Source organism: Muriicola sp. SD30 (assembly GCF_041205185.1).
Lineage (GTDB): Bacteria > Bacteroidota > Bacteroidia > Flavobacteriales > Flavobacteriaceae > Muriicola.
On sequence record NZ_JBGEWB010000004.1, the window covers coordinates 430,810 to 455,768 of the forward strand.

General features: G+C 41.8%; 25 protein-coding genes. 13 read left to right on the forward strand and 12 right to left on the reverse strand.

Going from position 1 to position 24,959, the window contains the following annotated elements; translation table 11 throughout:
• The first annotated feature begins 2 nt into the window (after positions 1-2).
• Entirely contained in the window at positions 3-1,190 is a 1,188-nt protein-coding gene (locus AB8P51_RS14475) for a hypothetical protein (protein ID WP_369749579.1), read from the forward strand.
• 32 nt (positions 1,191-1,222) lie between these two features.
• Here AB8P51_RS14475 and ytxJ read toward each other — a convergent pair whose 3' ends face one another.
• Entirely contained in the window at positions 1,223-1,615 is a 393-nt protein-coding gene (ytxJ, locus tag AB8P51_RS14480) for a bacillithiol system redox-active protein YtxJ (RefSeq protein ID WP_369749580.1), read from the reverse strand.
• Positions 1,616-1,772: 157 nt separating this feature from the next.
• Here ytxJ and clpB point away from each other — a divergent pair, with 157 nt between their 5' ends.
• Together clpB and AB8P51_RS14490 are read left to right on the forward strand one after the other, a co-directional pair.
• Positions 1,773-4,373 (forward strand): ATP-dependent chaperone ClpB, encoded by a 2,601-nt coding sequence (gene clpB, locus AB8P51_RS14485; protein ID WP_369749581.1) that lies wholly within the window; start codon positions 1,773-1,775, stop codon positions 4,371-4,373.
• A gap of 117 nt (positions 4,374-4,490) precedes the next feature.
• Complete coding sequence (locus tag AB8P51_RS14490; RefSeq protein WP_369749582.1) at positions 4,491-5,087, forward strand: TetR family transcriptional regulator; 597 nt, start codon at positions 4,491-4,493, stop codon at positions 5,085-5,087.
• 2 nt (positions 5,088-5,089) lie between these two features.
• On the opposite strand, the gene AB8P51_RS14495 is transcribed toward AB8P51_RS14490, so the two are convergent.
• The gene (locus AB8P51_RS14495) at positions 5,090-6,583 is read right to left on the reverse strand and encodes a PorP/SprF family type IX secretion system membrane protein (RefSeq protein WP_369749583.1); all 1,494 of its coding nucleotides are present in this window, start codon (positions 6,581-6,583) and stop codon (positions 5,090-5,092) included.
• Between the two features lie 91 nt (positions 6,584-6,674).
• Between AB8P51_RS14495 and AB8P51_RS14500 the strand changes: the two genes are divergently transcribed.
• On the forward strand, positions 6,675-7,220 hold the full coding sequence (locus tag AB8P51_RS14500) for a histidine phosphatase family protein (RefSeq protein WP_369749584.1): 546 nt from the start codon (positions 6,675-6,677) through the stop codon (positions 7,218-7,220).
• Here the strand turns inward: AB8P51_RS14500 and AB8P51_RS14505 are convergent.
• The gene (locus tag AB8P51_RS14505) at positions 7,198-7,950 is read right to left on the reverse strand and encodes a DUF6503 family protein (RefSeq protein ID WP_369749585.1); all 753 of its coding nucleotides are present in this window, start codon (positions 7,948-7,950) and stop codon (positions 7,198-7,200) included. The two genes, AB8P51_RS14500 and AB8P51_RS14505, sit on opposite strands and share 23 nt — an antisense overlap.
• 88 nt (positions 7,951-8,038) lie before the next feature.
• On the opposite strand from AB8P51_RS14505, the gene smpB reads away from it, so the two are divergent.
• Positions 8,039-8,500 (forward strand): SsrA-binding protein SmpB, encoded by a 462-nt coding sequence (gene smpB, locus AB8P51_RS14510; RefSeq protein ID WP_369749586.1) that lies wholly within the window; start codon positions 8,039-8,041, stop codon positions 8,498-8,500.
• A 14-nt stretch (positions 8,501-8,514) separates the two neighbouring features.
• Here smpB and AB8P51_RS14515 read toward each other — a convergent pair whose 3' ends face one another.
• Positions 8,515-9,156, reverse strand: a complete 642-nt coding sequence (locus tag AB8P51_RS14515) for a protein-L-isoaspartate(D-aspartate) O-methyltransferase (protein WP_369749587.1) — start codon at positions 9,154-9,156, stop codon at positions 8,515-8,517.
• A gap of 113 nt (positions 9,157-9,269) precedes the next feature.
• On the opposite strand from AB8P51_RS14515, the gene AB8P51_RS14520 reads away from it, so the two are divergent.
• The 8 genes from AB8P51_RS14520 to AB8P51_RS14555 are packed head-to-tail and all read left to right on the forward strand — an operon-like array spanning position 9,270 to position 16,456.
• The gene (locus AB8P51_RS14520; RefSeq protein WP_369749588.1) at positions 9,270-10,229 is read left to right on the forward strand and encodes a Gfo/Idh/MocA family protein; all 960 of its coding nucleotides are present in this window, start codon (positions 9,270-9,272) and stop codon (positions 10,227-10,229) included.
• A gap of 28 nt (positions 10,230-10,257) precedes the next feature.
• Positions 10,258-11,151 (forward strand): 3-hydroxybutyryl-CoA dehydrogenase, encoded by an 894-nt coding sequence (locus tag AB8P51_RS14525; RefSeq protein WP_369749589.1) that lies wholly within the window; start codon positions 10,258-10,260, stop codon positions 11,149-11,151.
• Entirely contained in the window at positions 11,151-12,386 is a 1,236-nt protein-coding gene (locus AB8P51_RS14530) for a DUF1015 domain-containing protein (RefSeq protein ID WP_369749590.1), read from the forward strand. The genes AB8P51_RS14525 and AB8P51_RS14530 overlap by 1 nt, the downstream gene beginning before the upstream one ends.
• A gap of 8 nt (positions 12,387-12,394) precedes the next feature.
• Positions 12,395-13,048 carry a YggS family pyridoxal phosphate-dependent enzyme gene (locus tag AB8P51_RS14535; RefSeq protein ID WP_369749591.1) on the forward strand — a complete coding sequence of 218 codons (654 nt, stop codon included), beginning with the start codon at positions 12,395-12,397 and terminating at the stop codon, positions 13,046-13,048.
• A gap of 34 nt (positions 13,049-13,082) precedes the next feature.
• On the forward strand, positions 13,083-14,213 hold the full coding sequence (locus AB8P51_RS14540) for an exonuclease domain-containing protein (RefSeq protein WP_369749592.1): 1,131 nt from the start codon (positions 13,083-13,085) through the stop codon (positions 14,211-14,213).
• Entirely contained in the window at positions 14,213-15,046 is an 834-nt protein-coding gene (locus AB8P51_RS14545; RefSeq protein ID WP_369749593.1) for an ion transporter, read from the forward strand. Before AB8P51_RS14540 ends, AB8P51_RS14545 begins: the two co-directional genes overlap by 1 nt.
• Complete coding sequence (gene miaA, locus AB8P51_RS14550; RefSeq protein WP_369749594.1) at positions 15,046-15,972, forward strand: tRNA (adenosine(37)-N6)-dimethylallyltransferase MiaA; 927 nt, start codon at positions 15,046-15,048, stop codon at positions 15,970-15,972. The genes AB8P51_RS14545 and miaA overlap by 1 nt, the downstream gene beginning before the upstream one ends.
• Complete coding sequence (locus AB8P51_RS14555; RefSeq protein ID WP_369749595.1) at positions 15,953-16,456, forward strand: gluconokinase; 504 nt, start codon at positions 15,953-15,955, stop codon at positions 16,454-16,456. The genes miaA and AB8P51_RS14555 overlap by 20 nt, the downstream gene beginning before the upstream one ends.
• A 46-nt stretch (positions 16,457-16,502) precedes the next feature.
• Here the strand turns inward: AB8P51_RS14555 and AB8P51_RS14560 are convergent, their stop codons facing one another.
• The 8 genes from AB8P51_RS14560 to AB8P51_RS14595 form a co-directional block, all read right to left on the reverse strand.
• Positions 16,503-17,222 (reverse strand): response regulator transcription factor, encoded by a 720-nt coding sequence (locus tag AB8P51_RS14560; RefSeq protein ID WP_369749596.1) that lies wholly within the window; start codon positions 17,220-17,222, stop codon positions 16,503-16,505.
• Between the two features lie 6 nt (positions 17,223-17,228).
• On the reverse strand, positions 17,229-18,806 hold the full coding sequence (locus AB8P51_RS14565) for a sensor histidine kinase (protein WP_369749597.1): 1,578 nt from the start codon (positions 18,804-18,806) through the stop codon (positions 17,229-17,231).
• Positions 18,807-18,878: 72 nt separating this feature from the next.
• Complete coding sequence (gene coaE / locus AB8P51_RS14570; RefSeq protein WP_369749598.1) at positions 18,879-19,472, reverse strand: dephospho-CoA kinase; 594 nt, start codon at positions 19,470-19,472, stop codon at positions 18,879-18,881.
• Complete coding sequence (locus AB8P51_RS14575; RefSeq protein ID WP_369749599.1) at positions 19,469-20,425, reverse strand: YbbR-like domain-containing protein; 957 nt, start codon at positions 20,423-20,425, stop codon at positions 19,469-19,471. The genes coaE and AB8P51_RS14575 overlap by 4 nt, the downstream gene beginning before the upstream one ends.
• 2 nt (positions 20,426-20,427) lie before the next feature.
• A complete protein-coding gene (locus AB8P51_RS14580; RefSeq protein ID WP_369749600.1) occupies positions 20,428-21,432 on the reverse strand; it encodes a glycosyltransferase family 2 protein in 1,005 nt (334 codons plus the stop codon).
• Between the two features lie 65 nt (positions 21,433-21,497).
• A complete protein-coding gene (locus tag AB8P51_RS14585) occupies positions 21,498-22,316 on the reverse strand; it encodes an enoyl-ACP reductase (protein ID WP_369749601.1) in 819 nt (272 codons plus the stop codon).
• A gap of 45 nt (positions 22,317-22,361) precedes the next feature.
• The gene (gene recN / locus AB8P51_RS14590) at positions 22,362-24,014 is read right to left on the reverse strand and encodes a DNA repair protein RecN (RefSeq protein WP_369749602.1); all 1,653 of its coding nucleotides are present in this window, start codon (positions 24,012-24,014) and stop codon (positions 22,362-22,364) included.
• 63 nt (positions 24,015-24,077) lie between these two features.
• The gene (locus AB8P51_RS14595) at positions 24,078-24,929 is read right to left on the reverse strand and encodes a DUF4835 family protein (RefSeq protein WP_369749603.1); all 852 of its coding nucleotides are present in this window, start codon (positions 24,927-24,929) and stop codon (positions 24,078-24,080) included.
• Positions 24,930-24,959 lie beyond the last annotated feature (30 nt).

Sequence of the window (24,959 nt, forward strand, 5' to 3'; positions counted from 1 at the left end):
TCATGAAAAAAGCACTACTTTTTATTTCAACATTCGTGTTTTTATTGGCCTGTGGAGGTGTAAAAAAAACACAGGAAGCCATTAATACAGGGAATTATCAGCAAGCCATGAATAGGGCTATGAGCAATCTGGCTGATAACAAAGACAAAAAAGGGAATCAGCCTTATATAATAATCCTCGAAGAAGCCTTCGCGAAGAACATGGAGCGAGAACTCCAGAACATCGCATTCCTGGAAAAGGATGGAAATCCGGCAAATCTCGAGGCAATTTATAAAAGCTATTCCCAGTTAAGGGATATCCAAAATAGGATCACTCCCCTACTCCCGCTCTATGTGCGTGATGAGAATAGAAATGCGCAATTCGATTTTCAGAATTTCGATGAGGATATCATTGATTCAAAAGAGAGGCTTTCAGAATATTTATATGAGAATGCCGTCTCGCTCTTCAATACCGCCTCTAACAAAACAGATTACAGGCGAGCTTATGATGATTTCAGGTATCTGGATGAGATCAATCCCGGATTTGCCGATACCAAAGATCAGATGGAAATGGCCTATCAAAAAGGGCTCGATTTCGTTAAAGTAAAAATGATCAACGATACCCAGGTAGTTATTCCAACTCGATTAGAAGAAGAATTATTGAATTTCAATACCTATGGTCTGGATGATCTATGGACGCAATATCACAATAATCCGCTGGAAAATATTAAGTATGATTATGAAATGCAGGTTGCCTTCAGGGAAATTAATATTTCACCTGAACAGGTAAATGAAAAGCAATTTATAAAGGAAAAGCAGGTTGTTGACGGCTATAAGTATCTAGAGGATGAGAATGGCAACCTCGTAAAGGATAGCCTTGGGAATGAGATAAAGGTAGACAACTACCGAACCGTTACCTGTAACTATTATCAATTTACGCAGCAAAAAATGGCTCAGGTTACTGGCCTTGTAAGTTTTGTGGACCTTCATACCAAGCAACAGCTGAATACTTATCCGTTGTCAAGTGAATTCCTGTTCCAGCATGTATACGCGAATTACAATGGAGATAAAAGAGCTCTCGACAATGAATTAGTGGCGCTCTTGAATCTGGGGGCAGTTCCCTTCCCCTCCAATGAACAGATGGTCTACGATGCAGGTGAAGACCTTAAAGCACGACTCAAAGAGATCGTCGTAAGACATCGCTTCAATTAAATAATAGCCCGGAGATAACACTCCGGGTTTTTTTATACATATTCCGAAACAGAAATTCCGTTAATACCTCCATGGGAAGCATGCCCGATGACTTCGCCATTTTTAATCAATAGCAGTTGGGGCGATTCGTGCCGTACTCCAAATTGCTGAGCAATGGCTGAAGATAGTTCCCTGTTGTACTGTACATGTAAAAGATGAAGTTCGGCCTGTGAGTTTTCCAGGGGATAGCTGGACTCAAATGAACGCTTTACCATCCCACTGATTCCACAACTCGTGGAGTTCTTAAAAATGATCTGTAGTCGCTCCTCTGATTGGGCAATAAGCTCCTCAAGCTGAGACTCGGTTTCAAGGAGATTCCATTTGGCTTTATTTAACTGCCCTGCCTCAGCCTCATCCCCTCCTTTGAACCAATTAAATACACCCATAAGCTATTAAATATTAGGCCCCAACTTTCTTTTAATCTGACTTATTGTCTTGTAAACGTGGGGGTTATAAGACATTTTGTCTGGTCTTATACAATGGTAAGATTGTTGACCTATTGATGACAAAAGTAGACATAAGAACTAAAATCACATAACGAGAATGAATATTAACAATTTCACTATAAAGTCGCAGGAAGTCATTCAACTGGCCCAGCAAATGGCCCAGGAGATGCAGCATCCTCAGATTCAGAACGAACACCTGTTTAAGGCATTGTCCGAGACAGATGAGAACGTCCTGCCTTTTATTTTAAAGAAACTCAATGTAAACCTGCCGCTGGTGCAACAGGTTGTAACCAAAGAACTGGAGAGTATTCCCAAAGTAACTGGAGGAGAATTACAATTTTCAAAGGAAGCAGGTAAAACCCTGACCGAGGCTAATATCGTTGCCAAAAACATGAAAGATGATTTCGTGTCGCTGGAACACATACTGCTAGCCATATTTAAATCGAAAAGCAAAATAGCCCGCATCCTCAAGGATCAGGGGGTTGCAGAAAAAGACCTGCTCGCCGCCATCAATGAATTGCGAAAAGGAGCAAAAGTGACCTCTCAGAGTGCAGAGGACACCTATAATGCCCTTAATAAATATTCAAGGAATCTCAACGAACTTGCAGACAGCGGTAAGCTCGATCCGGTTATAGGAAGGGATGAAGAAATAAGGAGGGTGCTTCAGATCCTCTCCAGGCGCACCAAGAACAATCCTATGCTGGTTGGAGAACCCGGAACGGGAAAAACAGCAATTGCCGAGGGGCTTGCCCACAGGATTATTCAGGGCGATGTACCCGAGAATCTCCGCGAAAAGATAATTTTTTCTCTGGATATGGGAGCTCTTATTGCCGGGGCTAAATACAAGGGAGAATTTGAGGAACGCCTTAAATCGGTAATTAAAGAAGTCACTCAGAGCGATGGCGATATTGTTTTGTTTATCGATGAGATCCACACCCTGGTTGGAGCCGGTGGCGGACAGGGCGCGATGGATGCGGCCAACATTCTGAAACCTGCCCTGGCAAGAGGGGAATTAAGAGCCATAGGAGCCACTACCCTTGATGAATATCAAAAATATTTTGAAAAGGATAAGGCGCTGGAGCGAAGGTTTCAGAAAGTAGTAGTTAACGAACCTGATACGGAGAGTGCTATCTCAATTCTCCGGGGAATCAAGGAGAAATACGAAGCACATCACAAAGTGAGGATCAAAGATGAGGCAGTGATCGCCGCAGTAGAGCTTTCTCAGCGCTATATCACGGATCGTTTTCTTCCGGATAAGGCCATCGACCTGATGGATGAAGCGGCTTCTAAACTGAGAATGGAAATCAACAGTAAACCCGAGGATCTCGATGTACTCGACAGAAAGATCATGCAATTGGAGATCGAGATTGAAGCGATCAAACGGGAAGAAGATCATGCAAAACTCAAAGCCCTCAACGTAGATCTCGCCAATATAAAAGAAGAACGCAATGAGATTTTTGCAAAATGGGAAAGTGAAAAATCGGTTATCGATGCCATTCAGAAAACCAAAGTAGCTATTGAGGAATACAAATTGGAAGCCGAACGCGCTGAACGAAACGGAGATTACGGTCTTGTCGCCGAGTTGCGTTATGGTAAAATAAAAGAAGCCCAGGTAAAACTCGAAAAACTTCAGCAAGATCTGGAAAAGGCCCAGAAAGGCGGAACTTTGATTAAAGAAGAGGTGACCAACGAAGATATTGCGGAAGTGGTTGCTAAATGGACAGGCATACCTGTTACCAAAATGCTACAGAGTGAGCGGGAGAAACTCCTGAAACTTGAAAAAGTCCTGCACAAGCGCGTTGTGGGGCAGGAAGAAGCTATTGAAGCGGTTTCAGATGCCATCCGAAGGAGTCGGGCTGGTTTGCAGGACGCAAAAAAGCCAATCGGATCTTTCCTCTTCCTCGGAACCACCGGGGTAGGGAAAACTGAACTCGCGAAGACGCTTGCAGATTACCTGTTTGACGATGAGAATGCGATGACACGGATCGATATGAGTGAATATCAGGAAAGGCATTCGGTGAGCAGATTAGTAGGTGCTCCTCCCGGATATGTAGGATATGACGAAGGAGGACAACTCACGGAGGCCGTAAGAAGGCGCCCCTATTCGGTTGTTTTGCTTGATGAAATTGAAAAAGCGCACCCCGACACCTTTAATATCCTTCTCCAGGTACTTGATGAAGGCCGACTTACAGATAACAAAGGACGGGTAGCTGATTTCAAAAATACCATCATCATCATGACCAGTAACATGGGCGGACATATCATTCAGGACACCTTTGAGAACCTCAAGGACCTGCACAGTGCAACAGAAGCAGCCAAAATTGAAGTAATGGCCCTTTTAAAGCAGAATATCAGACCTGAATTCCTGAATCGGATCGATGACATCATCATGTTTACTCCTCTGACTAAAGAGAATATTGTAGATATTGTGCGCCTTCAAATTGAGCATCTCAGAAAAATGGTCGCGAAGCAACACATTACAATCGATGCCACAGAAGAAGCCATAGCGTACCTTGCGGAAAAAGGGTATAACCCACAATACGGGGCACGACCTATAAAACGAACTATTCAAAAGGAAGTGCTGAATAATTTATCAAAAGAACTTTTGAGCGGTAATATCACTGCAGAAAGTATTATCCTGATAGATTCATTCGATGATGGGCTGGTATTCAGAAACCAATCCGAATTGGTAGAATAACTTTAAGCATCTAGAAATTAAGTATAGCCGGGGACTCTGATTCTCCGGCTTTTTTTTTCACAGGATTGTACTCTCCACAGGACTTAGTTTTTTATATTCGTAAAAAATTGATCTTTAATGACCTCCAAAGCCGAACGCACCACCGCCTTTATCATTGAAAAAGTGGCCCCCGTTTTTAACAGGCAAGGGTATATCGGCACAAGTATGAGTGACCTTACTGAGGTTACCGGACTTACGAAAGGTGCGTTATACGGGAATTTTGAGAACAAGGAGACGCTTGCGCTTGCAGCTTTTGAGCACCTTAGCACAAAATTGCTTGCAGCCATCGATGATCGATTACTGGGAGGAGGGCATACGCTTGATATCCTTTTCCGACTTACCGATTTTTACAGGCATTACGATGAATTTACCACACCAATGGGAGGGTGTCCGGTTCTCAATGTTGGGGTTGATGCCCAATACAACAATCGTCATTTACTGGGCGCAGCACGAGAAACATTAAGGACCATTGAGGGGAAAATTGCCCTGGTACTGGAAAACGGCGTGAATAATAGAGAGATTAAACTACCTGTTCCCCCTTTGCAGTTTGCCAAACAGATGTTTACAATGATTCAGGGGGCAATTGCAATGGCAACCATTTCCGGAGACCGAAAATACCTTCTCAATACCATTGCCTACCTGGAAGTCCTGATCAAAAGAGAAATGAATATCTGATCCTACTTCCCTTTTACTCTAAAAATCCAGATCGTATCTGTGTATTTTCCATCAAACTTACTGTCTCTGGATTTTCTTGCCTCCCCCATCGTATCGTATCGCTGCAGATAAACATAGTTGAGTTTTCTCTGTGTCCTGTAAAATGATTTAGGATTTAATCCCATTTTCTTCAAGGTCTCCATAAACCTGTTGTAATAACGCTGGGTCCCAAAAACATTGACAATTAAATAATAACCGGGCCGGATATCCTCGGTAAGCACTGCTTCTTCAAAGCGTTCTCCCTTCGCAGGTTGAACTTCTTCCTTTTGCCGGACAGCATCCCTTTCAGCAACTGCCGCAAGAGAATCTTTCTTCTTTTGAATCTCAGCCTGGATTCTCATTCGCTCTTTTTCTTCAGCCACACGCCTGGCCACAACAAGAGAATCCTGCTTTCTGACTGCCACCAGGGAATCCTGTTCCCGTTTCACCTCAGCCACAGCCAGGGCCTTGCGTTCCTTTCGACTGAGTTTCTTTTCCTTTGGTGACTCCGGTATCTCTTCCACGAGATCCTCCTCTTCTACTTCAAACCCTACAATCTTTTTTCTGGGGTCGGGAAGGGCAAACTGATAGGAACTTACAATTTCGAATGTAGGGTCTTTTCCATCTAGCTCGGTGCTGTTTCCTATTTCCACCAAAGCTCCTATGGAGAACTTTTTAAAGAAAGTACCTCCGATTCCCCCGGAGAATCCATAAAAATTATGATATCCTCCCTGTACCCATATTCTGTCTGTAGCAAAAAGTGTGTTTAATCCGTATTGGGTATCCATCGCAGGCATAGACTTAACAAAGAGCATAGGTCGGAGAGAGGCGTTTTCAAGAATCCCAATGCCATCAATAGGAAAAGAGTAACTGGCTGATCCAAGAAATATGTTGTCAGCATTACCTTTATTATTCTCACCTTCCGATATATTGTATTCAAACACATTTTCAGCCATAAACCCAAGACTTAGATTTTTGTAGGCCAGGCGTATCCCCGGAGCGGCCTGGAGAACGAAATTCGGGTCACTATTCAGAAAAGGAAAGCCCATTCCCTGACTCTGTTGAAAACGGTCGTCTGCCAGCTCCTGCTGATAACCCAAAAGGTTAATACCCACAGCAAGGAAAACATCAGATGCAACTTCAAAGTCGTATGCATAGTTCATAATAGCTCCCGTCTGAAGGAAAAGCCCTGTATTCTGTTGAATAAATCCTATTCCGCCTGCAGAACTGGGATTAAATTTATGCGTGTAATTAGCAAAAAGGGTGGTAGGATCCGCATCGGGTTGCTGCCATTGCCATCGACTCCATATAGAGAATGACTGTGGATTATTGCGGTCCAGTGAAAATACGGGATTAAAAAGACTGCTGTTGTATTGGTTTAAATTGTGCTGTCTGAAATCGCCGGGAAGTTCAACTTCCTGGGACTTTACCTGGGTTACCAGCAGCAGACAAAGGAAAATATAAAGTGGTTTTGGCATATATAGGTCGATTCAAGGGAATTTCATACTATTTTTACAAAAGTAAAGTTACATAATAGTAGCCAACCCAAAAGATAAAATTCTATCGCATATGAAAACCAGACTCATCGCCCTCTGTTTGATAATCCTTGGAACCTTTATTAGCTGTAAAGAGGATTCCCAGCCTATCAACACTGAAATTGGACCTGAAGTAACCACCTACTACTTTATCAGGCACGCAGAAAAGGACAGAACTGATCCCGAAAACAAGGATCCGGAACTCAATCAGAAAGGCCTCGGAAGGGCGATGCACTGGGCGGAGATCCTGGATGATGCCAATATCAATGCAATCTATACCACCGATTATCGCAGAACTACCATGACGGCTGCGCCGGCGGAAGTAAAATACGACCTGATCCGTCAATATTACGACCCTTCAATGATTGATGTCGCTGCCTTTAAGAAAGATAATCTTGGAAAAAATGTATTAGTCGTCGGCCATAGCAATACCACACCGGATTTTGTCAATAAAATGATTGGGGAAGAAAAATATCCCCCTATGGACGACTCAGACAACGGCAGCCTCTTTATCGTTCAACAGATAGGAGATATAACCACCGATGTCCGACTTAACTTTAATTGTAATTGTCCCGACTAACCCGGACGTCTTCGAGTTTGATATCTGACAGCAGCTCAAGCTGATCTTTTGCAAAGAGATCATCCAGTTCCATGATATCCGCGTTCCCTTTGGGTTTGTAGTTTCGATAATCCACAAAGCGAATAGCGTTCACGTAGCGTTCGTTATAAGCTTCCCGGAAGCGAAGTCCGCCTCCATCCACATGGAACTCATAGGCGAGATAATCAGGAGTAAAAGTTTCTTTGTCAATCCAGTACAAATAAACATCGTCAAAGTCTTCTCCACCGCCTTTTTGATCGAACGTCACCCTGATTTTGTGGTACATCTTATCCCCTATTTGTTTTTCACCTATCCATTCCTTGTTAACTGCGGGATCATTCAAGCCGTATGGCAAATAGGCGAAATAATGAACTGAGTTTATGGAATTACTATACACATTGGCCATGCTATCAGAAACGCTGATGGTTTTCCCATCTAATAACCTGCTGAAATCATTCCCTGTTCTTATGTCGGTAAGTAAGCCTGAATCGGTTTGCCTGATTCGCTTCATCACCTTCTTTCCTGTTTTCCTTTCAAGCACATATTCCACGTCACGAAATCTGAATGTGAATTCGCTTTGCTCATAAAGTTCACCCCCGGCAACCTGAATAGCCTTGTCTATAATCTCCTGAGCAGTGGCTGACTTATCGGTATTCTTGCAGCTGCTGTATAGTAATACGATAAACATTCCCAAGAGAGCTGATCTGATCAAATTATAACTTTTCATTATACAAAGAAACACGGATTATTCTATTAAACGAACCCTGCACTGAAGTAATTGTTCTTATTTTTGTCCTGCCATGCAGAAGAAAATCAATATTAAGAATAAAAAGGCGAGTTTCGAGTATGAACTACTCGAGACACATATCGCCGGTATCGTCCTGGCCGGTACTGAAATCAAATCCCTTCGACTGGGCAAAGCTTCAATTACAGAGAGCTTTTGTGAATTCAATGAAGCCGGAGAATTATTCGTGATCAATATGCAGATTGATGAATATTCACATGCCACTCATTTCAATCATCAGCCCAAGGCTTCCCGAAAACTTTTGCTCAATAAAAATGAGCTAAAGAAATTACACAAAGAGGTGAAAGCAACCGGACTTACCATTATTCCACTATCCCTTTTTATCAACGACAGAGGCCTGGCAAAAATGAAGATCGCCCTGGCCAGAGGAAAAAAACTGTACGACAAAAGAGAGTCGATTAAAGACAGGGAGTCTAAAGTCCGTCTGGACAGAATCAAAAAGAGTTTTAATAATTAAGCAAAAGCATTTTGTTAGTTTTTATCTTCCAGTAAAGGGACAAACCGGAAGTTTCCAAACGCCTCTCGCTCAAATTCCGTCTCCGATTTACGGGTGATGCGCATCATTACCTGGTCGTCCTCCCCCACCGGTATCACCATTTTACCCCCGATTTTGAGTTGTGATAACAATTTTCTGGGCACTTCAGGGGCCCCGGCTGTAACGATAACGCGGTCGAATGGAGCGTGATCGGGAAGCCCCTTGTAACCGTCTCCAAACACAACTTTTTTAGGGCGATATCCCATTTTTTTAAAGAAAATATTGGTCTTTTTAAAAAGTTCACGCTGTCTTTCGATAGTGTACACCTTAGTTTTCAAATGCAGCAATACAGCGGTCTGATACCCACTTCCCGTGCCAATCTCCAGCACTTTTTGACCGGGAAGCACCTCTAATAGTTCCGTTTGAAAAGCCACCGTATAAGGTTGGGAAATGGTCTGGTCTGCTGCAATTGGAAAGGGCTTATCCTGATAGGCATGGTCTTCAAAACTACTGTCCATAAACAGATGTCTCGGAATACTGCGAATAGCATCAATGACTTTTTTATCCTTAATGCCCTTGGCTGCAACTGAATCTGCCAATTTATTCCGCATGCCTCGATGTTTAAAGGTATCTTTCAATAAGTTAAGATTTAGTGGATGTGCTTCTGATCTGTGTAAAGTTACCACATTTCAGGTTTTTAGTCTGAGTTGGATTAAGATTAATCTCCGTATTTTTGACAAAATTTTGAACTATGCTGAAAGTTGGTGTTTTAGGTGCCGGACATCTGGGCAAGATCCATCTTAGATTGTTAAATGAATCTTCAGAATACGAGTTAATCGGGTTTTACGATGCTGATCCTATTAATGGTAAAAATGTTGAAGCCGAATTCGGATATACTTATTTCGACAATATCAACACCCTGATAGAAGCTGTAGAAGTAGTTGATATAGTTACTCCCACTCTTTCCCATTACGATTGTGCTAAAAAAGCCATGGAAAAAGGCAAACACGTTTTCCTGGAAAAGCCCATAACCAAGACTCTTGAAGAGGCTGAGAGCCTTATCGAGCTGGAAAAGCAGTACGGAGTAAAAGGTCAGGTTGGCCACGTAGAGCGCTTTAATCCTGCTTTTACAGCAGTAAAAGACCTCATTCACAACCCAATGTTTATTGAAACTCACCGACTTGCCGAATTCAACCCCAGAGGAACAGATGTTCCCGTGGTCCTCGATTTAATGATTCATGATATCGATGCCATTTTAAGTGTGGTCCCTTCGGAAGTAAAAGATATATACGCCAGTGGGGTATCCGTGATCAGCAACTCTCCTGATATTGCCAATGCGCGGATCGAATTCGAAAACGGATGCGTTGCCAACCTGACAGCCAGCCGTATTTCCCTGAAAAATATGAGGAAATCCCGATTTTTTCAGCGCGATGCCTATATCTCTGTCGACTTCCTGGAGAAAAAAGTAGAAGTTGTTAAGATGAAAGATGCCCCTGAAAGTCCAGGAGAATTTGATATGATCCTCCAGAACGCAGAGGGACTAAAGAAGCAGATTTATTTCGAGAATCCGGAGATCAGGAGTAATAATGCGATTCTTGATGAGCTGGAAACCTTCGCAAATGCCATCAATCAGGACACAAAGCCGGAAGTGACCTTAAGTGACGGGACCAAGGCCCTGAAGGTAGCCCTGCAGGTTATAGCATCATTCTGATTTTCGAACATACTATAATTAAATACTAATGAAGAACATTACTGTAATTGGAGCAGGAACAATGGGAAACGGAATTGCCCATGTTTTTGCTCAGAATAATTTTAAGGTCACCCTAGTCGATATTTCGGAAAAGGCCATCGAGAAAGGGATGAGTACAATACGTAAAAACCTGGATCGCATGGTCCAAAAGGAAATCCTCAGCGAGGAACAACTTAACTCAGCCCTGCAAAATATCAATACAACTACGGATCTGGCGGATGCTGTTACCGATGCCGACCTGGTCGTGGAAGCTGCCAGTGAAAATCTGGATGTAAAACTCAGGATCTTTAAGGACCTCGACTCTTTATGTCCTCACGATACGATACTGGCTTCAAATACCTCTTCGATTTCCATCACTCAGATAGGAGCTGTAACCCAAAGACCCGACAAGGTCATAGGGATGCATTTTATGAACCCGGTTCCCATCATGAAACTTGTGGAAATCATCAGAGGCTATTCTACGTCTGATGTCACAGCTAAAACGATCATGGCGTTATCTCAAAAGCTGGATAAGATCCCCACAGAGGTTAATGACTACCCCGGGTTTGTGTCTAACAGGATTTTAATGCCAATGATAAACGAAGCTATAGAAACCCTTTATAACGGAGTAGCCGGCGTGGAAGAAATCGATACCGTGATGAAACTAGGAATGGCACATCCTATGGGACCCCTGCAACTAGCTGATTTTATCGGCCTGGATGTCTGTCTTTCTATTCTCCAGGTACTTTATGACGGTTTTAAAAACCCAAAATACGCACCCTGCCCTCTCCTTACCAATATGGTAATGGCGGGGAAACTAGGAGTTAAATCCGGGGAAGGATTTTACGATTATACCGAATCGAGAAAAGCAGAGAAAGTTGCTGCGCAATTCAAAAAAGCGTAATGGCAATTGTTAAACCCTTTAAAGCCATTCGGCCGGCTGCTGACAAAGTTGCACACGTAACCTCCCGCTCTTACGAGGCCTATTCTAAAGAGGAGTTAAAGGCTATTTTAAAGTTCAATCCTTTTTCATTCCTGCACATTATCAATCCGGGCTTTAAATTTCACAAAAAAGTATCGGGAGCAGAACGTTTCAAGCTCGTCCATAACCGATATATGGAGTTTCTCGAAGAAAAGGTATATGTGAAAGATAATGAAGCTAGTTTTTATCTCTACCAGATTAAAAAGAACAGTTTTAGCTGTTGCGGGATTTTTTGTGCTACCAGTGTGGCAGATTACAGGAACAACATCATTAAAAAACACGAGAATACAATCGAAAGCAGGGAACGACTGTTTGCTCAGTACCTTGATACGGTAAAATTCAATGCAGAACCTGTATTGATGACCTATCCTGATCATCCTACACTGGCCGGAATTATAAATAACACTAAAAAGGAAACTCCGGTATACCATTTTACAACACCAGACAGAACCACGCATTTCCTTTGGAAAATATCATCCCCTGAGGCTGTAAATGCCATTGTAAAGGCATTTTCCCAGATAGACAGCCTATATATCGCCGACGGGCATCACCGAAGTGCATCTTCTGAATTACTAGCCCAATGGCATGAGGCTAAAAATCCCAAACACAACGGGAAAGAAGCCTATAACTATTTTATGAGCTACCTCATCCCTGAAAGCGAAATCAGGATATTTGAATTTAACAGGCTGGTAAAAGATCTGAACGGCCATTCCAAAGAATCCTTTCTGGTAAAACTCGATGAATTGTACCGCATCAAAAAGATAGATCTGGAATTGTACAAACCAACTAAAAAACATCATTTCAGTATGTATTTAGACGGGGATTTCTATTCCCTCTATCTGCGGAAAAATGTCCTTCCACTAGATGATCCACTGAGTAAACTGGATACTCATATCCTTTACAAAACTATCCTTGAACCCATTCTTGGAATCAAAGACCTGCGCAACGATAAACGTATTCGGTATGGGTATGGAAAACACAACGTCCTGCGGATGAAAACAGAAATTGACAAAGGAAATTTTGAAGTTGGCTTTAACCTGGTTCCTATCACCATGGCCGAAATCAAGGCCATTGCTGATGAGCAATTGGTGATGCCACCAAAGAGCACCTATATAGAACCAAAATTGAAAAGCGGACTTACCATCTACGAATTATAAGTCAAAAAATGTCGATTGCAGAGAATTTAAAAAAGATTAAAAATGAGCTCCCTGAGAAGGTGACGCTGGTTGCCGTTTCCAAGACGAAGTCGGAGAAAAAAATCCTACAGGCCTATGAAACAGGGCATCGAATTTTTGGGGAGAACAAGGTTCAGGAGATGACCGAAAAATGGTCATCCTTACCCAAGGATATTGAATGGCATATGATAGGTCACGTCCAGCGAAACAAGGTTAAATACATGGCGCCCTATGTCTCACTGATACATGGCGTAGACAGTTTAAAGCTCCTAAGGGAAGTAAATAAACAAGGGAGAAAGCACAATCGGGTGATTCCCTGTCTGCTACAAATCTTTATCGCTGAGGAGGAAACAAAATTCGGCTTTGATGAACAGGAACTGCAAGAATTGCTCGCGAGTAATGAGCTAGAAGAACTTTCCCATGTAAGAATAAAAGGATTGATGGGTATGGCGACTTTTACGGATAATAAAGAACAAATCCGGAAAGAATTTCATTCCCTAAAAACGATGTTTGAGGTCCTGAAAACCGTACTACCTGACATCTCAATCCTTTCTATGGGGATGAGCGGGGATTATAAAATTGCCATAGAAGAAGGCAGTACCATGGTAAGAATAGGAAGTAGTATCTTTGGAGCAAGATCTTAAATCACAGCAAGAAGGAGCAAATTCAGCCCACCCTATGTACTCAATTTTAGACATAGAAACTACAGGAGGAAAGTACAACGAAGAAGGAATTACGGAAATCGCCATCCATAAATTTGATGGCCATAAAGTAATTGATCAGTTTATCTCCCTGGTTAACCCTGAACGTGAGATACAGCCCTTTGTAGTCAATCTGACAGGCATCAACAGTAAAATGCTCCAAACAGCTCCGAAGTTCCATGAAGTAGCCAAACGCATTGTTGAAATAACCCAGGATACTACCATTGTTGCCCATAATGCCCAATTTGATTACCGGATACTCCGAACAGAGTTCAGACGACTTGGATATAATTTTGAACGTAAGACCCTGTGTACCGTAGATCTTGCAAAAAAACTAATTCCGGAAGCAGAATCGCATAGTCTGGGAAAGTTGGTGAGATCCTTGGGCATTCCAGTTAGTGACCGCCACCGGGCAAATGGCGATGCCCTGGCCACTCTTAAACTATTCAAAATATTACTTACAAAAGATCTCAACAAAGAGATCATCAGCGAAGTCACACGAGAAGAAACCCATGGAGAATTAACACACCGGCAATTAAAAATTGTAGATCAGATGCCATCGGAAACCGGGGTGTATTACATGTACAATAAGGATAGAAAGATAATATACAGCGGAAAGAGTACGAATATCAAGAAAAGGGTAAATGAACATTTTACTTCAGACACCTCCCTTTGCAGAACCATACAGAAAGAAACTCGTAAAGTTACCTTCGAACTTACCGGAAATGAGCTTGTCGCCTACCTTAAGCTTACTGAAGTGATCAAGAGAAATCCCCCAAAATATCCTTTAAGAGGGGAAGATATCAGAATAGATCTAAATCTCAACAGCCAGGAAATTGACGATACTGACGTGTATTCTATTGCCGGGAAAGACTTAATGGTTGTAGATAAAGGCAGAGAGACAGGGGAACGAAGTGCAATTCTGATTAAAAACGGACATTTGAAAGGTATAGGCTTCTACGAATTAAATCACCAAATCAATAATATTCATATCTTGGAATCTTTATTGACACCTATGCAGGGAAGCAGGGATATATCAAGGCAAATTTCCTTCTATTTAACTCATAGACAAGTCCTGAACATTATAGATCTGAATTCTAAAAATTAATGCAGAACCGACCCCACAAAGACTGGAAGGCCAAACTACACGAGATTATCTACGGCACACATACCCCGGCCGGAAAGCTGTTCGATATTGTACTTCTGGTGGTGATCCTTTACAGTGTGATCATAGTAATGTTGGAGAGCGATTCACGTTTTGACGTGAAATATCACGGATTTTTAAATATCTCGGAATGGATCGTCACTATTTTGTTTACCATAGAATACATTCTGAGGATTATTTGTATTAAAACGCCACGGAAGTATATTTTCAGTTTTTTTGGAATCATCGATTTACTATCTACCATTCCTAAATATTTATCCTTCTTCATTATCGGGTCCCAATACGTTGCAGCTTTCAGGGCTTTGCGACTCTTACGGATTTTCAGGATTTTGAAATTGGTGAGGTTTGTTGGAGAATCTAATAATCTGATCAGGGCCCTCAAAGCCAGCAGAGCTAAAATCTTTGTCTTTGTATTTTTTATCCTTGTTTTATCGGTTTTACTAGGCACCATCATGTACCTTGTGGAAGGTCCTGAGCACGGTTTTAACAGCATCCCTCATAGTGTTTACTGGACTATTGTTACGCTTACCACTGTGGGATACGGCGATATCTCCCCACAAACCGGATTGGGACAGATGATTGCAACCATAATTATGATTGTAGGTTATGGGGTAATTGCTGTACCCACAGGAATTGTAAGTGCAGAATATGCTTCTTCCAGGCGGGAGGAAAAAGGGAAAAAGCAGGATAAAGCCTGTGCAGAATGTGGAACAGTCATCCTGAGGAAAGATGCCCATTACTGCCGGGTTTGCGGGTTCAGGTTAATTGAAGACTAATGGCACTAAAAACCCTTTTGGTGATTGTCGGGCCAACTGGGATCGGCAAAACTTCCCTGGCAATACAACTAGCCTCTCACTTTAAATCCGAAATACTTTCAGCTGATTCCAGACAGTTTTATAAGGAAATGAGTATCGGTACTGCAGTGCCCACCAAAAAAGAACTCGAAAGTGTTCCCCATCATTTTATACATCATATCAGTATCAAAAACAGCTACTCTGTAGGAGATTTTGAAAAGGATGCCCTGGAAAAACTGAATGAACTTTTTAAAATTCACGACATTGTCTTACTGGTTGGTGGGAGCGGACTTTACGTCGATGCCGTTGTGTACGGAATTGATTCTTTTCCGAAGATAAGACCGGGACTGCGCACAGAACTACAGAGTGAATTGGAAGAGAGGGGGTTGAAAACACTGCAGGAGGAATTGAAGAATAAAGACCCAGAGTACTATGAGAAAGTTGATTTAAAGAATCCACATCGCGTTCTCAGGGCCCTTGAAGTGATAAGGACTACGGGAAACCCATTCTCCAAATATCTGGGAAAGGGCAAAGCAAAAAGACCTTTCCAATCCCTGATTCTGGGCCTGGAAGCCCCAAGAGAAGTTGTCTATGACAGAATAAATACGCGTGTGGATAAAATGATGGTTTCAGGCCTTTTAGATGAGGTAAAGACGCTGAAGGATTTTGAACACCTCAATGCCCTGCAAACTGTTGGATACCGGGAACTTTTTAGTTATCTAAAAGGGGAAACAGGTTTGGATGAAGCAATCGATGAAATAAAAAAGAATACGCGCAGATTTGCCAAACGTCAGGGAACCTGGTTCAGGAAGAATAAGGAGATAAAGTGGATTCGGTATGATATGCCCCTGGCTGAGGTTATTAATTTGATAACAGAAAATATAAAGGATGAAGAAAGAGGTGAATAGGAATAGGATATTCTATATAATGGGGGTTTCGGGCTGCGGAAAATCTACCATAGGCCGGAAACTGGCCAGTTCACTTTCACTCCCCTTTTTTGATGGAGATGACTATCACCCTGAAGAAAATATCGCCAAAATGTCTGAAGGCCTGCCCCTGAATGACCAGGACAGGAAAGCCTGGCTGGAGGCACTGAATTCACTGGCGCATAAACATCAGCAAAATGGAGCGGTAATCGCATGTTCAGCGCTTAAAATAACATACAGAGATATATTGAATGAGAACATCCTCCCGCCACCGGTATGGGTATACCTGGAAGGAAGCTACGAAACAATTTTAAACCGGCTGCAGCAAAGGAAAGGTCATTTTATGCCCACAGCCCTCCTAAAATCCCAATTTGACACCCTGGAAGCTCCTGAAGAAGCCATAAAGGTTGCTATTACGCTAACACCGGAAGAAATTGTTGGGGAGATACAGAAACAACTGAAATAAAAAAGGCAGCTGTTCGCTGCCTTTTTTATGTTGTGAAGATAAATCATTAATCCTCTTTCTTGTCGTTCTTTACTACCAATCTGAAGCCTTCTCCATGTATGTTCAGGATTTCAACAACATCGTCCCGCTTGAGATATTTCCTCAATTTCGCGATATAAACATCCATACTGCGAGAGGTAAAATAGTTATCGTCTCTCCATATTTTGGTAAGTGCCAGTTCCCGTGGCATTAAATCGTTTTCATGCAGAGCAAGAAGACGAAGAAGTTCATTTTCTTTTGGTGAAAGTTTAATCGGTTCTTCATCCTTGTATTTAAGGAATCTCAATTTGGAATTAAGGTGGAAATTTCCGATTTTAAACTCAAATTGCTTACTGTCTGCCAGAGTACTGGAGGCTTTTCTCTGAAGAATAGCTTTAAGTTTCATAAGTAGCACTTCAGAGTCGAATGGCTTATTCAGGTAGTCATCTGCCCCGGCCTTATAGCCCTTAAGAACGTCTTCTTTCATGGTTTTAGCCGTTAAGAATACGATAGGCACATTTTCGTTTTTATCCCTTATTTCCTTGGCGAGGGTGAACCCATCCTTATAGGGCATCATCACATCCAGAATACAAATATCAAAATTATCTTTTTTAAATTTTTCGAAGCCTTCCATGCCGTTTTTGGCAAGAGTGACATCAAAATCGTTCATAGATAGATAATCTTTTAGTACAATTCCGAAGTTCGGATCGTCCTCAACCAACAATATTTTCTTATTTACTGTTTCCATAGTATTTTATATTAAAGGCATTTTAATGTAGAAAGTGCTTCCTTTTCCTTTTTCACTTTCCGCATAAACCTCGCCCTGATGGTCTTCCACTATTTTTTTTACATAGGCTAATCCCAGCCCGTGTCCTTTAACGTTGTGTATGTCACCGGTATGTTCCCGGTAAAATTTTTCAAATACCTTTTTAAGCACTGCCTTACTCATTCCCGCACCCTGGTCCTGAATTTTTATGATCATATAATTATTTGCAAGCTCGGTATAGATATCAATTTTAGGTGCTTCCGGAGAATATTTGATGGCATTGTCCAGAATATTGACCAGTACATTCCCAAAATGCATGTCATTAGCCAGTATCTCATCTCTTTCAGCATCCAGATGCGTATTAATATACCCTCCCCTGTCAAGAACGATAAGCTCTACATGAGAAATGGCCTTATGGATGAGATCGTGTACCTTAACCCGGTCTTTAGAAATATCCAATTGATTTCTTTCAAGCTTTGATATTCTCAATACATTTTCAACCTGAGCGTGCATTCTTTTGTTCTCATCGCGAATCATCTGCAAATACCTCATCACCTTTTCCTGGTCCCCAATGATCTTCGGATTTCTAATCGCTTCTACTGCAAGATTTATAGTTGCAATTGGCGTCTTGAATTCATGGGTCATATTATTGATAAAATCCGATTTGATCTCAGAAATCTGTTTTTGCCGGATCAGCTGATAAATCGCGCTTGAATAAGCAATAACTATTACCAAAGTGAATAATAATGACAGAAAAGCCATTCCCATCACCGATTGCAAGAGAAATTTCTTCTTTTTAGGGAAAGTAAGCAGTAATGCAAAATCACTACTACCCTCGCTATTCTTAAAAATAGGTGCCTTGTACACCGTAGATTCCCCAAATCTGAATCGCCTGGATTTCACCTTGGTAGGTAGTCCCTTACTGTAAATACCATACTGAAAATCAGTATCGATGGCCATGTTAATCAACTCCTGATTTAATAGAAGTTCAATCTCCTGTTTCGATACTCTTTTGTGTACGGGCTCACGTTCTGCATATTCCCTGAAAATATCATTAAATACCGCCTTGTCAACACTTGACAATCCTCCAATTTTTTCAAGTTTCTGGATTGGGTTAAGCTTATAATCCTTTCCATCCAGACTATACTCTTCTTTAAATATGGTTTGGGTACGCTTACTGGTAACATTTTTCAGCTGGGTACTATCGCCCGTAGCATTGTCAAAGAACGTCGAAGCTATATTGTAGTCCTCTTCTAAGATACCATGTGAGTAGAAGAGGATTTCATTCGAATTAATATCCCTGTCAATAAAAAATATATTGCTGAGATGCGAACTCTTGACCTCCCCTAAACTATCCTTCAGGCTGAGGAACCTATAGGAGTAATCCCTCATCTCCCTCTCTTCAATCTTGTCAGTAACCCGATTGAGGACCTCTGCTATCGCATTTGAGAACTGTTCTTCTTTGTCATCTACCGACCGCTTAATCCAGTACAACTGTACTGAGATGATCCCTACAAGAGACAAGCTCATCAGGATAACAAGAAAAACAAATAATCGCTTATTCATTTTGCCGTAAAATTAAAAATTTAACATTTAGGGGATTGGCTGTTTAACCTAACCTTAACAAAAATGTTAAAATTATTGCTTAACCCTGGTCTTAATTAATTCTTCGTGGATTTTCCTGACCTTCTTGTTAGTACCCATTAGGTCCGAATTGTGGATCACAAAGTCGGCCAAAGCCTTTTTCCTTTTTTCCGACCATTGATGCTTCATGCGCTCGAGAATGTCTTTTTCCGAAAGCTGATCCCTTTGTTTAATTCGGATTATCCTGGTTTTTTTTGGAGCCGTTACCAGAATCATATGATCAAAAAGTTCATGTCCTCCGCTTTCAAAAAGGATAGCTGCCTCCTGTATCACATAAGGTGCCGATTGACGGGCTGCCCAATCTCTGAAGTCTTTTCTTACTGCCGGATGAACAACCTTATTTAATTCTTCTAATAAAGCACTATTTCCAAAAACCTTGTTGGCAATAAATGCTCGGTTGAGTTGATCATTCTCATAGGCATTATCTCCAAAAAGAGCCTTTACTGCCTTCCTGACTTCAGTATTTTCATTCATGATTCTGCGAGCTTCCAAATCCGAATTGTATACCGGGATACCGAGCTCTTTAAACATCTTAGCAACCGTAGTTTTGCCACTCCCCATTCCCCCTGTGAGTCCAACCTTTTTCATTCTCGCTTTAAGATAAATTCTACACGGTCCTGTAACAGTTGTGAACTTGGAATCCCCTCCGGTTGCTCCACCAGATGTACAGGCAGGAAAGCAGAATTTTCCTGTACATCCTCAAGGTCTGCTATCGCCCTGAAATCAGCTGCTGTTAAATCCTTTAGTACCTCCAGCCGTGCTTTGCAAAGCACCTCCACACTATTGGGAAACGTCCTTATCTGGGTACCCTCCGGCAGGTTAATTACTTCTACAGTTACTTCAAATATCTTTTCAGAAAATCTGAATACTTCTGCGGACAGCTGAATTTCCTGAACATCAAACCGCGTATTTGTAAGAGATTCCGGTTGTACCAATTTCAGTGTTCTTGTAAAGCTATCGTCAATTTCTGTCAGTTCTGTTTGTTCTGTATATATCCTTTCAAGGGTATCCAGTTCTTGTTCGGGACCGGTCAATACTACAGAATCGGGTACTAATTTTAAAGGGCCGTCGAGGAGGTAATTTTGCGCCAGTTGTATTCCCACATTGGGATGTACCGGGATTTTTTTACTCACAAGTCGGGAGAAATTGAGAAAAAGGGTGTCATCCCCCATTTGGACAACAGTCATATTCTCGGGCAATGCAGCCGCTATCTGATCCCTATAGTCCTGATTTGGGAGAAAGTATCCCTGCCCCCCGTAGGACACTTTGCTGAGATCAATCGGCAATTTTCCTGAGGTAAAACGCGAACTGAGGAATTGCCATCCACTCCCGCGTACACTCAGGGTAATTTCCTTTTCAGAAGCGTTCATCAACAAAAGTGAATCCGGTGCATTTATAAAGCTTAGTTCAAAAGTGATCCTTTCGGTATAGGTTTCGGACAGCTGACTGATAAGCCAGGCGCCAAAAGAACAGATTAACAGGATTACAAAAACCTTTACTTTGCGTTTAGTAGCTCCTTTCAAGGCTTTTTTTGCGGTCATGATTATTCTTTAAAAAATAAGGCGGGAAATAGTTCCTGAGGTTTCTTTCTACTAAAAGTAAGTAAGAATGTCGATTTAAAAAAACCCAGTCCATATGCAAGAAACTGAATACATACTGCAAACATGGAAAGTAAGGCAATAGAGACAGATCTGTTTCTATACCAGGAATCTATCAGAACCACTGCAAAGTAAAACAGGTATAAATAGAGAAACCAGTAATATCCAAGTGCAGCCAGCACCAGGGCAACCAGCATACCAATAGAGAAAAATGTTGGCAGCCAATAGGTAAGTCGTGCCGTACCCCGGTGCCACGAATTGAGAATTGGCCTTACCATTCCAAATTTCTTTACCTGAATGTAGAATTTATTAAAATCGATCCTTCTTTTATGATAGACTTTTGCCTCCGGAATCAGTTTTGATTGAAATCCGAGTTTCCAGAGCCTGATTGTGAGATCCGGATCTTCTCCGGGATGTATTTTGCCAAAGCCTCCCGACTTTTCAAAAGCTTCTCTTGAAATACCCATATTAAAACTCCTTGGCTGGAATTTTCCGGTAGCTTTTTTATTCCCTCTAATGCCGCCTGTTGTCAATATGGAAGTCATGGCATAGTTAATAGCTTTCTGGGTGGGCGTAAAATCAGGATGTGCTGTATCCGGCCCTCCAAAGAAATCGACATAATTTTCTTTAAGGGAAGTGTGTACCACCCTAAGATATTCGGGCGGAAGCAGACAGTCTGAGTCGAGAATAATATAATAATTCCCTTTCGCCTTCTTCATGCCGAAGTTCCTGGAATCCCCCGGACCGCTGTTCTCCTTGAAGTAATATTGAATATTTAATTTTCCCTGGAAAGAATCTGCAATTTCTTCCGAGCGTTTCTGAGAACCATCTTCCACAATCACAATTTCGTACTTCTGGTCGTAGGTCTGCGTATCGAGACTCTGCAGAAGTTCTTTTATTTCTTCGGGTCTGTTATAAACCGGAATGATCAATGAGAAAAAGGGTTCCATCGGAAATTTTTAAAAGAAAGGCCATCCTGTTCCGGGATGGCCCTGTTTAGCTGTAGCCTGTATTATCAATCCTGATCAGTGAATTTTTCAATTACCTCCTGACTCACACCCGTCATCGAAAATCCGCCGTCATGAAAGAGATTTTGCATGGTTACCTTCCTGGTTAGATCAGAAAACAGGGAAATCGTATAATTGGCACAATCAAGGGCCGAAGCATTCCCCAATGGAGACATTTTCTCGGCATAAGCGATAAATCCGTCAAATCCTTTTACCCCCTGCCCTGCTGTTGTTGGGGTAGGAGATTGAGAAATGGTATTTACCCTTACCTTCTTTTCCTTGCCAAAGAAATAGCCAAAACTACGTGCCACGGATTCCAGATAGGCTTTATTATCAGCCATATCATTGTAATCCGGGAAGGTGCGTTGTGCAGCCATATATGTAAGAGCTACAATACTACCCCATTCATTCATAGCATCAGCCTGGTATAAGCTTTGCATCACCTTGTGAAAAGACAAAGCGGATACGTCCCAGCCCTTTGTAGTGAAGTCATATTTTTCATCCGTGTATTGTCGGCCTTTTCGAACATTTACTGACATACCTATTGAATGTAGGACAAAATCGAGTTTCCCACCTAAAATCTCTGTTGATTTTGCTACCAGATTAGCCAGATCCTCTTCATTAGTTGCATCGGCAGGTATGATCTCAGAATTTGTCTTTTTTGCCAGTTCATTGATTTGTCCCATTCTCATGGCAATCGGGGCATTGGTCAGTACAAAACTGCCGCCTTCCTCATGCACTCGTTCCGCTGTTTTCCAGGCGATGGAATTCTCATCCAGTGCTCCAAAAATGATCCCTTTTTTTCCCTTGAGTAAGTTGTATCCCATAGTAGTTATCTTAGGTTTATTCTTCTAAATATATTTAATTTATTCTTAATTAAGAAGTTGTTTAGCATGGGCCATCGCCGAGTCTGACAATGCCTTGCCCCCCAGCATCTCAGCCAACTCTACAACCCGATCCTCGGCATCCAGCTTCACCATTCTCGTACTTGTCTGTCTCCCGTCATCTTCTTTAAATACCTTGTAATGGTGATCCCCCTTGGAAGCTACCTGAGGTAAATGTGTGATGGAAAAAACCTGCATATTCGCAGACATTTTTTGCATGATTGCCCCCATTTTGTTGGATATCTCACCCGATACGCCGGTATCTATCTCATCAAACATTATTGTTGGTAATTGTTCGTATTGAGCCAGAATGGATTTGATGATAAGCATGATCCTCGAAAGTTCCCCTCCCGAAGCATTCTTTTTCAGGGAACCATAATCCCCTCCCCTGTTGGCAGAGAATTCAAAAATAAGCTTGTCTCTCCCCGTATTTGTAAAATCGCTACCCTCCTCCAGTTCTATTTTGAAACTGGCATTGGGCATACCCAAATCCTTCAGGGCGGTTTCCAGTTTTTCCTTTAATTGAGGGATAATCGAATTCCGTCTTTTGTTAAGTTGCTTCGAAAGGCCTTCCAATTCTCTTTCTGTCTGCTCCAATAGTTTCTGCTGACCTGCTATATCCGCTTCCAGGTTTTCCGTCTGCATAATCCTGGCTTCCAGTTCTTCCTTTATTTTTAAAAGTTCTTCAACAGTAGAGACACTGTGTTTCTTTTGTAATGAATACAGCAACTGAAGTTTTTCATTCACCTCCTCAAGTAAACCGGGATTGGGGACTACTTTATCCTGGAGGGATTCTATTTCTGCAACTATATCGTCTATTTCCAGGAATACAGACTGTATTCTTTTTGAAAGTTCGGAGTAAGCTGCGCCATAGCTTTCCAGTTTCCCTATACTACCCCTGAGGCTGGTTAAGGATGTCTGAACACCCATTTCCTCGTGAGTTAAAATCTGATGGCTACCAGACAACTGCTCAAGAATACTTTCAACATTACTGAGTTCTTCATAGGTCGATTCCAATTCTTCAAGTATTCCGTTTTGCAATGGAGCATTAGCCAACTCATTAAAAAGGAAATTGTTGTAATCCTGCTCCTTTTCCGCCTCAGCCTGCATTTGTACTAAGGCTTCAAGCTTTCTTTTTGCTGAATGATATGTTGATAAACCGGCCCTGTACTCTGCAAGTAGCTCTTTATTATCCGCTAAGGCATCGATCACCTTTAACTGAAATTCATTTTCTGTCAGTTCAAGAGTTTGGTGCTGTGAATGAATATCGATAAGGCGCTGCCCAAGGGCTGAAAGGATGTCAAGGGTAACCGGAGAATCATTGATAAAAGCCCTTGATTTACCGCTTGGCTGGATCTCCCGTCTCAGAATAGTTAATGGGTCGTATTCAAGGTCGTGTTGTTGAAAAAGGGATTTTAAATTGTATTGTTCGATTTGAAACTCAGCTTCAATTGTACACTTTTTCTCTTTGTTCCTCAGTGTACTGAGGTCGGCCCTTTTTCCCAGTACCAATGATAATCCTCCTAAAAAAATAGATTTTCCCGCCCCTGTTTCGCCCGTAATAGTACTAAAACCGCGATCAAAGTCAACCGACAGATCATCGATAAGAGCGTAATTTTTTATAGTGAGATGGGTCAGCAATGTCTTCGGTATTAAATCTACGGTAAAGATAACCGAATATGTGCTATGAAAAAATGAGGGTTCTCAATATTTTATTTGATTCCAGGTAGAGGAATAGAAGGGTGCGACTTTATTAAGGCTGGTTTTGAGGGCCACAATATCTACCTTGGGTCCATCGGAAAAAACATTGAGGATCTCTTCCGACTTTGCATCGAAAAAAGTCTGAATCAGAAAAGCATTAGGTCTTCGCTGAATCAGCGTTTCAAACAACCGCATCGAACCGGAAATGACCTGCTTCCCCGTACTGTTATTATCTCCAAGAATATCGAGCCCCTTGCGGTGATAATTATACATGGCGATACGATACTCCCTGAACGTATTTGACAGGAGATTGTCGACCAGGACAAAGCGTGTGCGGTTATCGGTGGCCGACTGGTTCCAGCCTCCAAAATTACTTCCCTGAGCCTGTGTTACAATTTTTTGAGCTTCCTTAAAATATTCTGTGCCTCCTTCGAGGGCATAGGTGTCAGCATCGAGCCCCAGGACAATATAAACGTAATAAGCAATCACTCCTACAAGGTTCGAATTGAATACATTGGGATTGTAGATCAGGGGCTGAAATTCGATATACTCAAAATTGAACTGGTTGTCTTTATAGTTAAACACCGGGCTTTCGTAAGTAGTATTAAACACTGGTCTCGAAGACTGAATCTGAATGTTGGCTTCAAACCTGTTTGATTCGAATTTCGTTACAGTGATAAACATCCTGGCATTTACCCTCTCATTTTCTTTGTAAACCCTGTTGGTCCATTTATTCCTGTTGACAAAATCATTCAGGGAGCGTTCCAGAGTACGAAATATCTGCTGGTTGGTTTGCCCCACCTGATCTGAATTTACAGTAACTACACAGTTGAGTTCCTGAGCTGCTAAATTCATGGAGCTTAAAAACAATACAACAAGTATAAC